At 42.3% G+C, this 16688-nt stretch carries 15 protein-coding genes; 12 read left to right on the plus strand and 3 right to left on the minus strand.

All coding sequences use genetic code 11. The features are described from left to right. The first annotated feature begins 3 nt into the window (after positions 1-3). From rseC to acpS, 8 genes are all read left to right on the plus strand, one after another. Positions 4-468, plus strand: coding sequence for a SoxR-reducing system protein RseC (gene rseC / locus PR799_RS06655; protein ID WP_154628995.1), 465 nt, complete (start codon positions 4-6; stop codon positions 466-468). A gap of 300 nt (positions 469-768) precedes the next feature. Beyond that, a complete protein-coding gene (gene lepA / locus PR799_RS06660; protein ID WP_181478773.1) occupies positions 769-2565 on the plus strand; it encodes a translation elongation factor 4 in 1797 nt (598 codons plus the stop codon). A 17-nt stretch (positions 2566-2582) separates the two neighbouring features. Then, the gene (gene lepB / locus PR799_RS06665) at positions 2583-3548 is read left to right on the plus strand and encodes a signal peptidase I (protein ID WP_154628993.1); all 966 of its coding nucleotides are present in this window, start codon (positions 2583-2585) and stop codon (positions 3546-3548) included. 282 nt (positions 3549-3830) lie between these two features. After that, complete coding sequence (gene rnc / locus PR799_RS06670; RefSeq protein ID WP_154602649.1) at positions 3831-4511, plus strand: ribonuclease III; 681 nt, start codon at positions 3831-3833, stop codon at positions 4509-4511. Next, complete coding sequence (era, locus tag PR799_RS06675) at positions 4508-5416, plus strand: GTPase Era (RefSeq protein WP_036949437.1); 909 nt, start codon at positions 4508-4510, stop codon at positions 5414-5416. The genes rnc and era overlap by 4 nt, the downstream gene beginning before the upstream one ends. An 11-nt stretch (positions 5417-5427) precedes the next feature. Further along, on the plus strand, positions 5428-6153 hold the full coding sequence (recO, locus tag PR799_RS06680; protein ID WP_181477344.1) for a DNA repair protein RecO: 726 nt from the start codon (positions 5428-5430) through the stop codon (positions 6151-6153). Between the two features lie 304 nt (positions 6154-6457). After that, positions 6458-7189, plus strand: coding sequence for a pyridoxine 5'-phosphate synthase (gene pdxJ, locus PR799_RS06685; RefSeq protein ID WP_272521552.1), 732 nt, complete (start codon positions 6458-6460; stop codon positions 7187-7189). Beyond that, the gene (gene acpS / locus PR799_RS06690; protein WP_154628991.1) at positions 7189-7572 is read left to right on the plus strand and encodes a holo-ACP synthase; all 384 of its coding nucleotides are present in this window, start codon (positions 7189-7191) and stop codon (positions 7570-7572) included. Before pdxJ ends, acpS begins: the two co-directional genes overlap by 1 nt. A 212-nt stretch (positions 7573-7784) precedes the next feature. Here the strand turns inward: acpS and PR799_RS06695 are convergent, their stop codons facing one another. Together PR799_RS06695 and PR799_RS06700 are read right to left on the minus strand one after the other, a co-directional pair. Continuing rightward, entirely contained in the window at positions 7785-8045 is a 261-nt protein-coding gene (locus PR799_RS06695) for a YfhL family 4Fe-4S dicluster ferredoxin (protein WP_154602652.1), read from the minus strand. A 293-nt stretch (positions 8046-8338) separates the two neighbouring features. Next, a complete protein-coding gene (locus PR799_RS06700) occupies positions 8339-8788 on the minus strand; it encodes an XRE family transcriptional regulator (protein WP_272521553.1) in 450 nt (149 codons plus the stop codon). Positions 8789-8979: 191 nt separating this feature from the next. Between PR799_RS06700 and leuE the strand changes: the two genes are divergently transcribed. After that, positions 8980-9627 carry a leucine efflux protein LeuE gene (gene leuE, locus PR799_RS06705; RefSeq protein ID WP_154628989.1) on the plus strand — a complete coding sequence of 216 codons (648 nt, stop codon included), beginning with the start codon at positions 8980-8982 and terminating at the stop codon, positions 9625-9627. Positions 9628-9714: 87 nt separating this feature from the next. Beyond that, on the plus strand, positions 9715-10227 hold the full coding sequence (gene tadA, locus PR799_RS06710; RefSeq protein ID WP_181477343.1) for a tRNA adenosine(34) deaminase TadA: 513 nt from the start codon (positions 9715-9717) through the stop codon (positions 10225-10227). Here the strand turns inward: tadA and mltF are convergent. Continuing rightward, the gene (mltF, locus tag PR799_RS06715; protein ID WP_272521554.1) at positions 10224-11882 is read right to left on the minus strand and encodes a membrane-bound lytic murein transglycosylase MltF; all 1659 of its coding nucleotides are present in this window, start codon (positions 11880-11882) and stop codon (positions 10224-10226) included. The genes tadA and mltF overlap by 4 nt on opposite strands. 269 nt (positions 11883-12151) lie before the next feature. On the opposite strand from mltF, the gene purL reads away from it, so the two are divergent. Together purL and PR799_RS06725 are read left to right on the plus strand one after the other, a co-directional pair. Further along, complete coding sequence (gene purL, locus PR799_RS06720) at positions 12152-16039, plus strand: phosphoribosylformylglycinamidine synthase (RefSeq protein WP_272521555.1); 3888 nt, start codon at positions 12152-12154, stop codon at positions 16037-16039. 268 nt (positions 16040-16307) lie between these two features. Next, the gene (locus tag PR799_RS06725) at positions 16308-16685 is read left to right on the plus strand and encodes a Panacea domain-containing protein (RefSeq protein WP_230088712.1); all 378 of its coding nucleotides are present in this window, start codon (positions 16308-16310) and stop codon (positions 16683-16685) included. The last annotated feature ends 3 nt before the right edge of the window (positions 16686-16688 follow it).

Here is a 16688-nt window from a genome sequence, read left to right on the forward strand (position 1 = left end):
ATCATGGTAAAAGAATGGGCAACGGTGGTTAGATGGCAGAAAGGCCGAGCATTATTACGTTATGGCTCTTCAGCCGGATGTGGAAGTTGTAGCGCTCGTGCTGCTTGTGGTTCATATGCTTTAAACAAAATAGGGCCTAACACAGAGCACGAATTGGAAATTGAAGTTGAGCAGCCTTTGGTTGTTGGGCAAAAAATTGAAGTGGGTATTCCTGAAGGGAGCTTACTGCGTTCTGCGATGTTAGTCTATTTAACGCCATTGGTTGGATTGTTTTTATTTGCCGCCTTGGCTCAATTAGCTGAATTTGAGCAAGTTTGGGTCGCCTTAGCGGGAATTTTCGGTGGGTTTGCTGGCTTTTTCACTGCGCGAGAAATGGCTGCACGTTGGCGCAATAAAATCGATTTCCAGCCTATCGTCTTACAAATAGGACTTCCCCCTGGCGACATTAGCGTTCAATCACATTGTTGAATGCCATTGTCTCACATCATCGCCTGTAGTTAAGCTTTCACGACATAAGCTTTTTACTACAGGCGATTTTGTTTTTAGTCGCTCAAAAATGAAGAAAAACGAAGAAAAATGAAATAAGTAACTCATTCAACTTTGGCAAGTTTACAGTTGTTTTACATTGAATCTTTGTGTTAGTGGGTTCTTGTATGTAAAATGCTGCTAATTAGCAATCTTGTGATAATCATAGCATTTTAGTTTTGCGGCAAAATTTGCTCAAAACTGATTTTGTAAGGCAATTTAAAAGAAGATATTACCTTGAAAATCAAAAACATCAGAAACTTTTCGATCATTGCACATATCGACCACGGAAAATCAACGTTGTCAGATCGTATTATTCAAATCTGTGGTGGCTTAACTGACCGCGAAATGGCGGCTCAGGTTTTAGACTCTATGGATCTGGAACGTGAACGTGGTATCACCATCAAAGCACAGAGCGTAACGCTCGATTATAAAGCGGCGGATGGTGAAACTTACCAACTGAACTTTATCGACACCCCAGGACACGTAGACTTCTCCTATGAAGTTTCTCGTTCATTGGCGGCGTGTGAAGGTGCATTATTAGTTGTGGATGCAGGGCAGGGTGTTGAAGCTCAAACCTTAGCGAACTGCTATACAGCTATTGAAATGGACTTGGAAGTGGTTCCAGTCCTGAACAAGATTGACTTACCAGCCGCTGATCCTGAGCGTGTTGCTGATGAGATTGAAGACATTGTGGGTCTTGATGCCCATGATGCTGTTCGTTGTTCTGCGAAAACCGGTATCGGTGTTCAAGATGTTATCGAACGTTTAGTGAAAGAAATTCCACCACCAGAAGGTGATGGTGATGCACCGTTACAAGCGCTGATTATCGACTCTTGGTTCGATAACTATTTAGGTGTTGTTTCTCTGATCCGTATTAAAAATGGTACATTGAGAAAAGGCGACAAAGTTAAAGTGATGAGTACGGGCAACGTGTATAACGCGGATCGCCTCGGTATTTTCACACCAAAACAAGTTGACCGTGATGTGCTTAACTGCGGTGAAGTAGGCTGGTTAGTGTGTGCGATCAAAGACATCACTGGCGCCCCAGTTGGGGATACTTTAACAGGTGCTCGTAACCCAGCAGATAAAGCATTACCGGGCTTCAAAAAAGTGAAACCTCAAGTTTATGCGGGTCTGTTCCCTGTTAGCTCTGATGACTATGAAGCTTTCCGCGATGCATTGGGTAAATTAAGCCTGAACGATGCTTCCTTGTTCTATGAACCAGAAACGTCAACAGCATTAGGATTCGGTTTCCGTTGTGGTTTCCTTGGCTTACTGCACATGGAAATCATTCAAGAGCGTTTAGAGCGTGAATACGATCTCGACCTAATCACTACAGCGCCAACGGTAGTTTATGAAGTGCAGCAAACTAATGGCGAGATTGTTTATGTGGATAGTCCGTCGAAATTACCACCGCTGAATAACATCGAAGAGTTAAGAGAGCCTATCGCTGAGTGTCATATGCTGATGCCTAAAGAGTATTTAGGTAACGTTATCACTCTGTGTATTGAAAAACGTGGCGTACAAACCAACATGGTTTACCACGGAAATCAGGTTTCTTTGACCTACGAAATTCCGATGTCAGAAGTGGTGCTGGATTTCTTTGACCGTTTAAAATCAACCTCTCGTGGTTATGCTTCTTTAGATTACTCATTCAAGCGTTTCCAAACGTCAGACATGGTGCGTGTGGATGTGTTAATCAACAATGAACGTGTCGACGCATTAGCGCTGATCACTCACCGTGGCAACTCACAGTACCGCGGACGTGAGCTGGTGGAAAAAATGAAAGAGCTTATTCCACGTCAACAGTTTGATATTGCTATCCAAGCAGCAATTGGTAACCACATTATTGCTCGTTCTACAGTGAAGCAGCTGCGCAAAAACGTTCTTGCCAAATGTTATGGCGGTGACGTTAGCCGTAAGAAGAAACTGTTACAGAAGCAAAAGGACGGTAAGAAACGTATGAAGCAAGTGGGTAACGTTGAACTCCCACAAGAAGCGTTCCTTGCTATATTGCACGTTGGTAAAGACAGCTAAGTTTACAAGGAGTCTTAATGGCTAACACATTTGCCCTGATCCTCACACTGGCTACGCTGGTGACAGGGATTATTTGGTGCTTAGATAAATTTAAGTTTGCGCCAGCACGTAAAGCGAAACTTAAAAAATTGCGGGAAGTAACAAACGGCTCAATGAATGAAGATGAACTTGCGAAAGCGGTTCGTCGTCCGTCGTGGCTGGAAACGGGAACCTCAATTTTTCCTGTGTTAGCCATTGTTTTGGTTGTTCGTTCGTTTATTTATGAGCCGTTCCAAATCCCATCAGGTTCGATGATGCCAACACTTTTAGTTGGCGATTTTATGTTGGTTGAGAAGTTTTCTTATGGATTGAAAGATCCAATTACTCAAACCACATTAATCGAAACGGGTAAGCCTAATCGTGGAGATATTGCGGTATTTAAATACCCGAAAGAGCCAAATGTAGACTTCGTGAAACGTGTTATTGGTTTGCCGGGGGATAAAATCATTTATAACCCAGAAGCGAAAGAGCTGACTATTTACCCTAACTGTGCAGACAATAAATGCACAGAAAAATTACCGGTTACTTATGGCCCATTAGAGCCAAGTGAATGGACAATGGTATTTGAAAATAGCTCCGTGGTTGATAATCAATATGGTAACTATCAAATCCCAGTAGACCAAGCGGTACCGAATAACTCACTGCGTCAATATGGCCGAAGTGAGAAATTAGATACCGTTACGCACCAAATTTTGACGATTAATAACTACATTACTCAATCAAAATATGTACAACCAGGTTTACCACTTAATGAGTGGATTGTACCTGAGAAACACTATTTTATGATGGGTGATAATAGAGACAACAGCTCTGATAGCCGTATGTGGGGCTTTGTTCCTGAGCAAAATTTAGTGGGCCGTGCGGTGTTTATCTGGTTAAGTTTAGATAAACAAGAGAACGAATGGCCTACAGGTATTCGCTTTAGCCGAATTGGTCCTCTATAATTCATTTCAGACAATGCGGGTTTTCATGAGAAAACTCGCATTATCATAAGCATTATTATTTTACCCAGTGTACAATAATGTTGTTTTAAACATTATTGACTTCCTAATTATTAACTATTCTCGTTAAATTCCGATAATTCATAAAATTTATTTTTCGAATATCAATTGCTTACGGGTGATGGTCGGAGGAAGTCAGTGCAAACGCAACAGTTTTGTAAAATAGCTGATTTTACAGGTCTGTTGCGTGTGCTTTTTTATTAAACGTAGAATGGTTGGGCGCACATGAACCCCTCTTTGTTAGAAAAATTACAGCGTAAGCTGGGATATACATTCCAGCAAAATGATTTATTAATTCAGGCATTAACTCATAGAAGTGCTAGCAGCAAACATAATGAAAGACTGGAGTTTTTGGGTGATTCAATTCTCAGTTTTGTGATTGCTAACGATCTCTATCATCGTTTCCCTAAAGTGGATGAAGGTGATATGAGCCGTATGCGCGCAACGTTAGTGCGTGGAAATACACTGGCAGAAATTGCCCGTGAATTTGAACTCGGTGAATGTTTACGTTTAGGCCCGGGTGAATTAAAAAGTGGCGGTTTCCGCCGAGAATCAATCTTAGCTGATACCGTTGAAGCCTTAATTGGCGGGATTTTCCTTGATAGTAATATTCAAACTATCGAACAGATCATTCTGGCATGGTACAAAGTAAGATTGGATGAAATTAGTCCGGGTGATAAACAAAAAGACCCGAAAACGCGGCTACAAGAATATCTGCAAGGGCGTCATCTTCCACTACCAAACTATTTAGTGGTACATGTGAAAGGTGAAGCTCATGATCAAGAATTTACGATCCATTGCCAAGTGAGCGGCATTGAAGAGCCGATTAACGGCATAGGTTCAAGCCGTCGTAAAGCGGAGCAAGCCGCAGCAGAACAAGCATTGAAAATCTTGGAGATTGAATGAGTGAATTACAATCCCACTGTGGTTTTGTTGCCATAGTTGGACGACCAAATGTTGGGAAATCAACACTGTTAAATCAGTTACTGGGGCAAAAAGTCTCGATCACATCGAGAAAGCCGCAGACAACTCGCCACCGTATTATGGGGATCCATACAGAAGATAATTACCAAATTATCTATGTTGATACCCCAGGTCTTCATATTGAAGAAAAAAGAGCAATTAACCGTTTGATGAACCGCGCAGCATCCAGCTCTATTGGCGATGTTGAATTGGTTATTTTTGTGGTTGAAGGTACCCATTGGACACCTGATGATGAAATGGTGCTGAACAAGCTATCTAGCTTGCGTTGCCCAGTCATTTTGGCGATCAACAAAATTGATAATGTGGTGGATAAAACCAGCTTACTGCCACACATCGGTATGATCAGCCAAAAAATGAATTTCTTGGACGTGGTGCCAATCAGTGCAGAAAAAGGCACTGGCGTTGATACCATCGCGAAGATTGTCAAGCAGCACATCCCTGAAGCTATTCACCACTTCCCTGAAGACTATATTACAGATCGCTCTCAGCGTTTTATGGCCTCTGAAATTATTCGTGAAAAACTGATGCGTTTCTTAGGTGACGAGCTACCATACTCAGTGACTGTTGAAATTGAACAGTTTAAAGAGATGGATAAGGGTGGCTACCATATCAACGGACTGATCTTAGTTGAGCGTGAAGGTCAGAAAAAAATGGTTATCGGTAATAAAGGTAGCAAGCTGAAAACCATTGGTACCGAAGCTCGTATTGATATGGAACGTCTGTTTGAAACTAAAGTTCACTTAGAGCTTTGGGTTAAAGTTAAATCCGGTTGGGCAGATGACGAAAGGGCACTGCGCAGTCTGGGCTATGTTGACGATTTAAAATAATCGGTGACATCGTGAGTGGTTGGCAACGCGCGTTTGTGCTCCATTCCCGTCCTTACAGTGAAACGAGTCTATTGATTGACTTTTTCACGGAAGGGGAAGGAAAAATTCGTTTGCTAGCAAAGGGTGCGAGACGCAACCGCTCACCATTAAGAGGCTGCTTGCAGCCTTTTACACCTTTGTTGATCCGTTGGAGTGGCAAAGGTGAAATCAAAACCCTCATCAATGCTGATCCTGTCTCTCTTGCTCTCCCTCTTAGTGGTACTGTTTTATATAGCGGTTTATACCTTAATGAACTTACCGCTCGGGTTATTGAGTTTGGCACACCGTATTCATCTCTATTTTTTGATTACCTCAATTGCTTGCAAGTTTTAGCCGGGAGTGAACGCACGCCTGAATCTGCTTTACGCCAGTTCGAGCTCGCTTTGCTGTCTTATCTCGGTTACGGCGTAGATTTTTTACATTGTGCGGGCAGTGGTGAGCCAGTTTCAGACACCATGACCTACCGTTACCGTGAAGAAAAAGGGTTTATTGGCAGCCTAATTGTTGACCAACTCACATTCACGGGTAAGCAATTAAGAGCGTTAGCCGAACGCGAATTCCCAGATGCGGACACCTTAAAAGCCGCTAAACGGTTTACCCGCATGGCACTGAAACCTTATCTTGGCGGTAAACCCCTTAAAAGCCGTGAACTCTTCAGGCAATTTATTATCCCTTCTCAGAATATGGCGAAGTCATAACAATTAATTGATTTTGTTTTATGACGCGATTTTTTCTATTTGTTATTACTGCGAGCATTTCCAACTATATACCTTTCCAACTGCGGACTGTTGTAACCGCAAAACTACAGGCAATCTAGACAAAGTTTTCGTCCTATCCATTTTCTTCGAGGCGCTTCCCAAAACATGAATGTAATTGATGAAATATTATTATTGCTTTGGAATCCGCGAGGAAGAACGAGATATTTTTTCCCCCAATACGATAAATTGCAGTAGGATATGGCAGACAAGAAATAAGTGACTGTTTATTCATAGGGAGTTAAACATGGCTGAGCTGTTATTGGGCGTTAACATTGACCACATTGCAACTGTTAGAAATGCAAGAGGAACACAATATCCTGACCCTGTTCAAGCAGCATTTGTTGCTGAGCAAGCTGGAGCTGACGGGATCACTATTCACTTACGTGAAGATCGCCGCCATATTACCGATAGAGACGTTGAACTGCTCAACCAAACCATTCAAACGCGCATGAACCTTGAAATGGCAGTCACAGAAGAGATGATTGACATTGCTTGTCGTATTAAGCCGACTTATTGCTGCTTAGTTCCTGAAAAGCGTGAAGAGGTGACTACTGAAGGTGGGCTTGATGTTGCAGGGCAAAAACAAAAAGTCGCATCCGCAGTAAAACGATTGACCGAAGCGGGTATTTTAGTCTCTTTATTTATCGATGCGGATCATGAACAAATTGATGCGGCTCAAGAGTGTGGGGCACCATTTATTGAAATTCACACAGGCGCATACGCGGATGCTAAAACTGAACAAGAGCAAGAGCTTGAATTTCGTCGTATTCGTGATGGCGTAAGCTATGCCGCGGGTAAAGGCATTAAAGTGAATGCGGGACATGGATTGACTTACCATAATGTTCAACGTATCGCAGCACTGCCTGAAATTTATGAACTGAATATCGGGCACGCGATTATTGGCCGAGCTCTGTTTAGCGGTCTAGCTCAAGCTGTATCAGACATGAAAAACTTACTCACAGAAGCGCGTAAATAATGGCTATTGTAGGTTTAGGTACAGATATTGTTGAGATTACGCGTATTGAATCTGTCATTGAGCGCTCCGCTGACAGCTTAGCGAAGCGTATTTTAACAGAACATGAATATGTACAATATCAGCAACAAGCTAAGCCTGCGCGTTTTCTTGCTAAGCGATTTGCAGTGAAAGAGGCGGCGGCTAAGGCATTAGGTACGGGGATCCGTAATGGTTTGGCTTTTAATCAGTTTGAAATCACAAACGATGAGCTAGGTAAACCGTTACTTTCACTGAGTGGTGAGGCGTTAAAACTAGCCAATAATTTAAAAGCCACGCATTTTCATGTTTCGATTACTGATGAGCGGCACTATGCGGCTGCAACAGTGATTATTGAAAGTCTGTAGGCATTACTCATTGCCGACTTGTTTTCGGTCGGCAATGTTTCAATGAAATAGTACTTTAATGAAATAGTACTTTAATGAAATAGTACTTTAATGAAATAGTACTTTAATGAAAGTGTGCTTCAACGGATGGATGTTTTTAGTAAAACAAAAATTGAATATCGCAGAGCTGAGCCATCGTCACTTTAACAAATGTATTCAGCGTATTGGCGAAATTAGATTTTATCGGCGTGATGGATCATGACAAACTTATCCCAGAGTTGTTCTTGGGATTCAACATGTTCAGGGTCTGTAATAATCGTATTCGTTATGGGGCAAACTGACTGGCAAGTAGGTTTATCATAGTGCCCAACGCATTCAGTACACAGGTTAGAATCTATTTCATAGATTTCCGACCCCATGAAAATTGCATCATTTGGGCATTCGGGTTCACACATATCGCAGTTAATGCATTTTTTAGTAATTAATAGTGCCATTTCAATTAGTTATATCAGATTCAAACCAGTAGTATACGTTTTCGAACGCCATTTTACACTGAAGTAAATCAATTAGACACTGAATTGTGTGTGAGTGAACGAATATACTTAGCAAAAAAATAGTAATGAACAAGCAGAATAATCAAGAGTTTTAAGTGTGATTCAAAGTGGATGGTCTATAAGTAAAGCGGAATTAATAATATAAAGATGATTTTATTTATAAAAATAAAATAAGAGCTTAAATTTAAGCTCTTATTGGGTAAGGCAATTAAAAATTAATAGAAAATATTAAATTAATAATTAATTAAGTTATAGATATACCAGTTCTTAGTTTTATCAGATTGCGTATAGAAGCACAGTACGCCATTAACGATGAAGAAGGTCGCTGATTTAACCGAGTCTTCAACGGTGAACTCCTCAGAGTACATCAGCACGATACTGGCATTATCGGTGACTTGATAAACATCAATAACTTTCTCATCGAGATTATAACCGTACAGATATTGCTTGTTCTGTGTTGGATCGTAGAAGGCTTGAATATTTTGCAGGTAGGTTTTTAATTTACCTTTTTGTACAACGACAGTAGGTTCGATTGTTCCTACGTCTTTCATGTTGTAGATCATGTAAGATTTATCTTTTGAATGCCCTAAGAAGTAATTTTTCTTAGCAGCACTGAATGCGAGCGTTGTTGGATAAAATTCTTCAAAGATACTTGATTGCACGGTTCTTTTAATAAAAGCCATGTTTATTCCTCTTATTTAAATTATGAAAACTGAAGTGCGGGTTAATCATATTTAATGAAAGAGATTTTAAAAATAATGTTATTTATTAGTTTGTTTTATATATTCAAATGATTTAAAAATTAATAAAAGTAGAATATTCACAATGGTTCTTAACTGTGATAGTAATAAGAAAAAACAATTAGGAAGTGGTCATGTTTGAAAATCTAGGGGTATTGAATTTCTGGACTTACTTAGCGGGATTGGTGCTTATCATCATTGTACCCGGTCCAAACTCACTGTATGTATTAAAATCAAGTACTTCACATGGGACTAAAGCGGGATATCGTGCCGCAATCGGTGTTTTCACGGGGGATGCAATACTGATTTTTCTTTCATTCATTGGTGTTGCCTCGGTCATCAAAGCCTCTCCAACACTGTTTACTATCGTAAGATACTTAGGGGCGGCTTATCTTTTGTACTTAGGATGCAAAATCCTATATGCAACCTTTTGGCAGAAAAAACCGTTATCAGCAGGGGTAGAGCAGATTGAAGTAAGAAAAGAAAATTACTTTACTCGAGCTTTGGTACTTAGCTTAACGAACCCGAAAGCGATTTTGTTCTATATTTCGTTCTTTATTCAATTTATTGACTTCAATTATAGCCATGCTTGGGTTCCGTACATGGTATTAGCAGTTATCTTAGAAACGGTTAGCTTCTTGTATCTAAGCTTATTGATATTCAGTGGCTACTTGATAGCCCGCTTTTTACGGGAAAAGCAGATTCTGGCGAAACTGGGAAATTGTACTGTAGGTGCATTCTTTATGGGGTTCGCTGCGAAACTTGCCATTTTTAGTAATTAGTTATTGATTAATATCAGATTCAATTTGCAGTCACTTTAACATTTCGTAATAATCAACTTTTCGAGTGTGGATGAATGAGAGGCTAGAGTGACGCAATTAGAAATCGATGAGTATTGGATGGCTCAAGCCCTTGAGCTAGCAATAAAAGCTCAAGATGCCGGGGAGATCCCTGTGGGTGCGTTACTGGTCAAAGATAACCAACTAGTGGCAGAAGGCTGGAACCACTCCATTGAAAACCACGACCCTACCGCCCATGCTGAAATTGTTACCTTACAAAAAGCGGGCACCGCGCTACAGAATTACCGCTTATTAGACACAACACTGTATGTCACTTTAGAACCTTGCATTATGTGTGCTGGAGCGATGATCCATAGCCGCATCGGTCGGGTCGTATATGGTGCGAAAGATTTTAAAACGGGAGCGTGTGGCTCCTTCATGAATATCATGTCGCAGCCAGGTTTAAATCACTATGTTGAAGTGACGAGTGGTGTACTTGAAGAAACTTGCTCATCCATGCTCAGCGAATTTTTTAGAATGCGCAGAGCACAAATTAAAGAACAGAGACGCCAAGAAAAACAGGCTCAAAACCCCGAGAACTAGTCATCAATCGGTGGTTCCCTTTGTAGGACTACGCCATTATCGATGGAACTCGAGCGTGTTGGTTTTGCTAGAATATATTTCCCTAGGGAGTGATTTTGTGCACGACTATTTTCACTGGCATAAAACACACCTAAATTAGCTGACGCTTTTGGCGCGACCTCCAATTTGGCTGGCACCATATCAGGCATCACATAAGATGAGAGCTGAGTATTCTCATTGGGTACCACGACATAAACGTGAGATTTCTTCGCAATCTCTAAGGTTTTCTGTTTTTTCTCCTGACTCTGCAAATAACCCACTAAGCTTTGATGATAGCGGCGAATATTTTCCACATAACGATAAGCCTCGTGTCCTCGAGCATAGCCATACGTGAGCTGAGAATAATATTTTGGTTGTGTTAACAGGGGCAAATTCGCTTTAACATCAAGCCAACGGTCAGGGTTGCCACCCAGCTTTTGCGTTAATTTACGCACATCCAGCATATGCCCATAGCCCATATTATAGGCTGCAAGGGTAAACCAAATACGGTCATCTTCAGCGATAGAGTCGGGTAAGCGTTTCATGATGTACGACAAATATGCTGCCCCACCTTTGATGCTTCCTTCAGGGTCTAATCTATCTTCAATTCCCATCGTTGCCGCAGTTGGTTTGGTAAGCATCATGATCCCACGAACACCAGTAGGGGAGGTTGCAAGGGGATCCCAGTGGGACTCTTGCCAAGCGATAGCTGCCAATAATTTCCAATCGACGGTCTCGACAGTATCCGCATATTTTTCAAATAAATGCTGATAATCAGGTAATTTATTGTTAATGGCACTAATAAATGTAATCGTATCAAAATAATCAAAGGATTCTACGTGACTAAAATGTTTCTCGGTCAAGCGGGCGAGTGAGTCATTTTGATTACTGATATTAAAAAAGTCGAGCAGAGCGGCATCTAGGCTATAGTCATGTTTGCGGCTCATATACCATGTGATGGCATGGTCATCGCGTAAGTCAAATGCGACAGCGACTTTCGGGTGAATACGTTGTTGTAAAGAGATTGCGATAGAATCCTCAAGGGTATAGTCAATTTCACCTTCGGCCACCATTTCTAATAACTGGCTTGGTGTATAGTCGCTGCTTTCTTCCCACTTAAGATTAGGGTATTGCGTCGAAAGTGCTTTTAATGTGCTGGCGTGAGTACTCCCAGTGATAACAACCAGTTTCCCTTTCACGTCATTGAAGGTTTTTGGACGAAGTTTCCCTTTACGATAAACCAATTGCTGAGTCACGTTTAAATAGCTTGGACCAGCTTTCATCGTGTCTAAACGGTCTTTGTTATACAGCAATCCTGCCATAGCAATATCAGCATCATTGTTGTCGATATCATCAAAAATTTGCTCGATAGTGGGGCGGATAATGATTTTTAGTTTAACACCTAGGTACGTGGCAAAGCCTTGAGCTAGCTCGTAGTCGAAGCCACGTAGCTGATGTTGCTCATTAATATAGATAAGTGGCGAATTTACTGCGCTAATACGTAATTCCCCTCGAGAGATAATTTTATCGACTAGGGTGTTTTGCGTATTCGGCCATCGGACATTGAAGCCAATGATCATGGTAGCAAGTAAGGCGATGACCACGATAATAAAATAGTTAACTTTTAGGTTATTCAAATAATTATTTCTCGTGTAGGGAACTGGTGTTGTGCGCTTAATAAAAACTGTTTAATCATGGTTATAAATCCAGTGGTTTCGTATTTTGCTCTAACAATGATGATCGGTGCAACTAATATTATCGTATTTAGCACATAATAATATTTAACTAATCGCTCTATTTTTAGTCACGCAAACGGTTTCGTATTGATGAACATTGCTCTATAATGGACTCCGGTTTCCCTGCTTTCATGTTCAGGGCTGGCGTTTAAAAGAGAGAATTTAAGACTATGGAAATTTTGCGTGGCTCACCGGCACTATCAGCATTTCGTATTACCCGCCTTTTGGCGCTGTTTGCTGAAAAACAGCTCCCTGTAACGGATATCTATGCTGAATATATGCATTTTGCTGAGCTATCAGCCCCATTAAGTGGCAGTGAGCAAGGTAAACTGAGTAGTTTGTTAAAATATGGTCCTTCTCTGGCAGAGCATGAGCCATTTGGAAAACTGATTTTAGTCACCCCACGCCCAGGAACTATCTCTCCTTGGTCTTCTAAAGCAACGGATATCGCGCATAACTGTGGCTTAACACAGGTTAAACGTATTGAACGCGGTGTTGCCTATTATATTCAAGCCGACTCACTGACAAGCGAGCAGTGGGATCTGGTCATCAGTCTGTTGCATGACCGTATGATGGAAACGGTTTTTGCCTCTTTTGAACAAGCCGAAGCGCTATTTGTTCAGCAGCAGCCAGCCCCAATGAAAGTGATTGATATTATCGCAGGCGGACGCCAAGCACTCGATACTGCTAACAAAGAGATGGGCTTAGCGTTAGCCGACGATGAAATTGATTATCTATTAGAGGCATTCACAGGGTTAAAACGTAACCCAACGGATGTTGAGCTGTATATGTTTGCGCAAGCAAACTCAGAGCATTGCCGCCATAAAATTTTCAATGCGGATTGGATTATTGATGGGGAAACACAGCCAAAATCCCTGTTTAAAATGATCAAAAATACTTTCGAAAAAACGCCAGATCACGTTCTGTCTGCCTATAAAGATAATGCGGCAGTAATGGAAGGCTCTTCAGTAGGTCGTTTCTTCCCTGAGCCAGATGGACGTACTTATCGTTACCATCAAGAAGATGCACATATTTTGATGAAAGTGGAAACTCACAACCACCCAACGGCAATTTCTCCATGGCCGGGAGCTGCAACCGGTTCTGGTGGTGAAATTCGTGATGAAGGCGCAACAGGTCGTGGTGCAAAACCAAAAGCAGGTTTAGTCGGCTTCTCCGTTTCCAACTTACGTATTCCGGGTTTTGAACAACCTTGGGAAGAAGATTTTGGCAAGCCAGAGCGTATTGTGACCGCACTCGATATTATGACGGAAGGTCCTTTAGGCGGCGCGGCATTTAACAACGAATTTGGGCGTCCTGCTTTATTAGGTTATTTCCGTACCTATGAAGAGAAAGTCAATAGCCATAATGGTGAAGAATTACGCGGTTACCATAAGCCAATTATGTTAGCAGGCGGTATTGGTAACATCCGTGCAGATCACGTTCAAAAAGGCGAAATTACTGTTGGCGCTAAGCTAATCGTTCTCGGTGGTCCTTCGATGAATATCGGTCTAGGCGGTGGGGCTGCATCATCAATGACATCCGGTCAATCTGCGGCGGATCTTGATTTTGCTTCTGTTCAACGTGACAACGCCGAAATGGAGCGTCGTTGCCAAGAAGTGATCGACAAATGTTGGCAGCTAGGCGATAAAAACCCAATTCTGTTTATCCATGATGTTGGCGCGGGTGGTTTATCCAACGCAATGCCTGAATTGGTGAGCGATGGCGGTCGTGGTGGTCGCTTTGAACTGCGTAAAATTCTGAATGATGAGCCGGGAATGAGCCCATTGGAAGTGTGGTGCAACGAATCCCAAGAGCGCTATGTGATGGCAGTTGCGCCAGAGCAATTAGCCTTATTCACAGAGATTTGTGAGCGCGAACGCGCACCGTTTGCTGTGATCGGTGAAGCAACGGAAGAGCGTCATTTAACCCTTAATGATGAGCACTTTGACAACCAGCCTATCGACATGCCACTGGATGTATTGCTGGGCAAAACGCCAAAAATGCTGCGTGATGTGACGACACTGAAAGCCGAGCCTGAATCACTGGATAGAACCGCTATCGATTTAACGGAAGCTGTTAAGCGTGTTCTGCATTTACCGGCTGTGGCAGAAAAAACCTTCTTAATCACTATCGGTGACCGTACTGTGACGGGTATGGTTGCACGTGACCAAATGGTTGGTCCATGGCAGATCCCAGTCGCTGACTGCGCGGTGACAACCGCAAGTTTGGATAGCTATTATGGTGAATCAATGTCTATTGGCGAAAGAACGCCAGTGGCACTGTTGGATTTTGCCGCTTCTGCGCGTATGGCTGTGGGTGAAGCACTGACTAACTTAGCTTGTTCTTATGTGCAAGACCTTAAGCGCGTGAAGCTGTCTGCTAACTGGATGTCTGCTGCGGGTCACCCAGGGGAAGACGCAGGTCTGTACGAAGCGGTTAAAGCGGTTGGTGAGGAGCTGTGTCCAGCATTAGGTTTAACAATCCCAGTGGGTAAAGACTCAATGTCAATGAAGACTCGTTGGCAGCAAAATGGTGAAGAACGTGAAATGACGTCGCCATTATCATTGATTATCAGTGCATTTGGTCGAGTTGAAGATGTTCGTCTAACGGTTACGCCAGAACTGAAAACTACGGCAGATAACGGCTTGTTATTAATCGACCTTGGTCAAGGTCACAATGCGCTTGGTGGTTCTGCACTGGCACAAGTTTACCGTCAGTTAGGTAATAAAGCGCCAGATGTCCGTGATCCAGCGTTGTTGTTAGGTTTCTTTAATACTATCCAAAAACTGTTATCTGAGCAGAAATTACTGGCTTACCATGACCGCTCTGATGGCGGGCTGTTTGTCACGTTAGTGGAGATGGCATTTGCGGGTCACTGCGGTATTAATGTGGATATCAGTTCATTTGATGAAGACACTTTAGCGGCGTTGTTCAATGAAGAGCTGGGCGCGGTGATCCAAATCCAAGGTGTGGATCGTCAATATGTAGAGCAATGCTTTAACGATGCGGGCTTAGCAGGCTGCGTTCACTATCTTGGTTCTGCAACTCATGACGATGCGGTGATCATCAATAGCCGTGATACGGTCGTTTATAATGGTTCCCGTAGTGCTTTGCGTGAGTGCTGGGCTGAAACTACATGGCAAATGCAGCGCCTGCGTGATAACGAAGAGTGCGCAGACCAAGAGCACGAAGCGAAGAAAGACAATCAAGACCCAGGTCTGAATGTGAAGCTGACTTACGATATCGCAGAGGATATTGCTGCGCCGTATATCGCGTCAGGCGTTCGTCCTAAAGTGGCTGTGCTGCGTGAGCAAGGGGTTAACTCCCACGTTGAAATGGCAGCAGCATGGGATCGCGCAGGTTTTGATGCTATCGACGTCCACATGAGTGACTTACTGGCGGGCAACTTGTCTCTTGAACAGTTCCAAGCGCTAGTGGCATGCGGTGGTTTCTCATACGGTGACGTATTAGGCGCGGGTGAAGGTTGGGCGAAGTCCATTCTGTTCAATAACCGTGTTCGTGATGAGTTTGCCTCCTTCTTCAACCGCCCAGACACTTTATCATTAGGTGTATGTAATGGTTGCCAGATGATGTCTAACTTGCATGACCTGATCCCCGGTGCTGAGTATTGGCCTCGCTTTGTACGTAACCGTTCAGAGCGCTTTGAAGCGCGCTTCAGCTTAGTGGAAATTGCAAACAGCCCATCATTACTGCTGCAAGATATGGCGGGTTCGCGTATGCCGATTGCGGTTTCTCACGGTGAAGGTCAAGTAGAAACTCGTGCACCTGCTCACTTAACTCAGTTAGAAAATAACGCGCTGGTGGCAATGCGTTTTGTGAATAACTACGGTCAAGTGACAGAGCAATACCCAGCGAACCCGAACGGTTCTGTGAATGGGATTACGGCAGTAACATCAATGGATGGTCGCGCGACTATTATGATGCCGCACCCTGAGCGTGTATTCCGTACGGTGAGCAACTCTTGGCACCCAGAAAACTGGGGTGAAGATAGTCCATGGATGCGCATTTTCCGTAATGCACGTAAGCAATTAGGCTGAGATTAAAACACCTGTTTTAATTTAAAGCTAAAAACTAAACACCCTGTAAGTCGCCTGATTTATAGGGTGTTTTTTATGCTTGAAGATTTTTAATAGAAAAATAATCATTATTTTTCTTTGAGTTACAACGACGAGTATTGAATTTTCAACGATGAACTTCCATTATTTTGCTATTCAAAAATAAGCTAATATGGAGTGTTAGATGCTTACGTGTTTTGATATTGCTGATTATTTTTTGTCTTGTTGTGATTCAGAAAGTGGCGAATTAATGTCCAATTTAAAAATCCAAAAATTGGTTTATTACGGGCAGGGATTCTCACTGGCATTGCTCAATGAAGCGTTGTTTAAAGAAAATATTGAAGCGTGGATGTATGGTCCAGTTATCCCTAAATTATATGAAAAATATAAAAAATATGATCAAACGCCATTGCCATTTAGCGGTTTAGATAAACGTAAATTTACTCAGGAGCAGCTGGATTTATTAGCGGAGGTTTACCATGTTTATGGTCAGTTTTCTGCATGGAAGCTGAAGGATATGACCTATCAAGAAGCGCCTTGGCGTGAAACTTACATAGATGGTAAAGAACCCGTCAGTATACCAATTGGTTTAATGAAACAATTTTTTTTGACTCGAATCGTGCATTAATAT

Origin of the sequence: Providencia sp. PROV202, from assembly GCF_028479565.1 — a bacterium.
In the GTDB taxonomy this organism is placed as follows: Bacteria; Pseudomonadota; Gammaproteobacteria; order Enterobacterales; family Enterobacteriaceae; genus Providencia; species Providencia zhijiangensis.

What these genes read in the sequence shown, in the direction of transcription:
- rseC (WP_154628995.1), top strand. Translation starts at nt 4, where the DNA reads ATGGTAAAAGAATGGGCAACGGTGGTTAGATGGCAGAAAGGCCGAGCA.
- lepB (WP_154628993.1), top strand. Translation starts at nt 2,583, where the DNA reads ATGGCTAACACATTTGCCCTGATCCTCACACTGGCTACGCTGGTGACA.
- rnc (WP_154602649.1), top strand. Translation starts at nt 3,831, where the DNA reads ATGAACCCCTCTTTGTTAGAAAAATTACAGCGTAAGCTGGGATATACA.
- era (WP_036949437.1), top strand. Translation starts at nt 4,508, where the DNA reads ATGAGTGAATTACAATCCCACTGTGGTTTTGTTGCCATAGTTGGACGA.
- pdxJ (WP_272521552.1), top strand. Translation starts at nt 6,458, where the DNA reads ATGGCTGAGCTGTTATTGGGCGTTAACATTGACCACATTGCAACTGTT.
- acpS (WP_154628991.1), top strand. Translation starts at nt 7,189, where the DNA reads ATGGCTATTGTAGGTTTAGGTACAGATATTGTTGAGATTACGCGTATT.
- PR799_RS06695 (WP_154602652.1), bottom strand. Translation starts at nt 8,045, where the DNA reads ATGGCACTATTAATTACTAAAAAATGCATTAACTGCGATATGTGTGAA.
- PR799_RS06700 (WP_272521553.1), bottom strand. Translation starts at nt 8,788, where the DNA reads ATGGCTTTTATTAAAAGAACCGTGCAATCAAGTATCTTTGAAGAATTT.
- leuE (WP_154628989.1), top strand. Translation starts at nt 8,980, where the DNA reads ATGTTTGAAAATCTAGGGGTATTGAATTTCTGGACTTACTTAGCGGGA.
- purL (WP_272521555.1), top strand. Translation starts at nt 12,152, where the DNA reads ATGGAAATTTTGCGTGGCTCACCGGCACTATCAGCATTTCGTATTACC.
- PR799_RS06725 (WP_230088712.1), top strand. Translation starts at nt 16,308, where the DNA reads ATGTCCAATTTAAAAATCCAAAAATTGGTTTATTACGGGCAGGGATTC.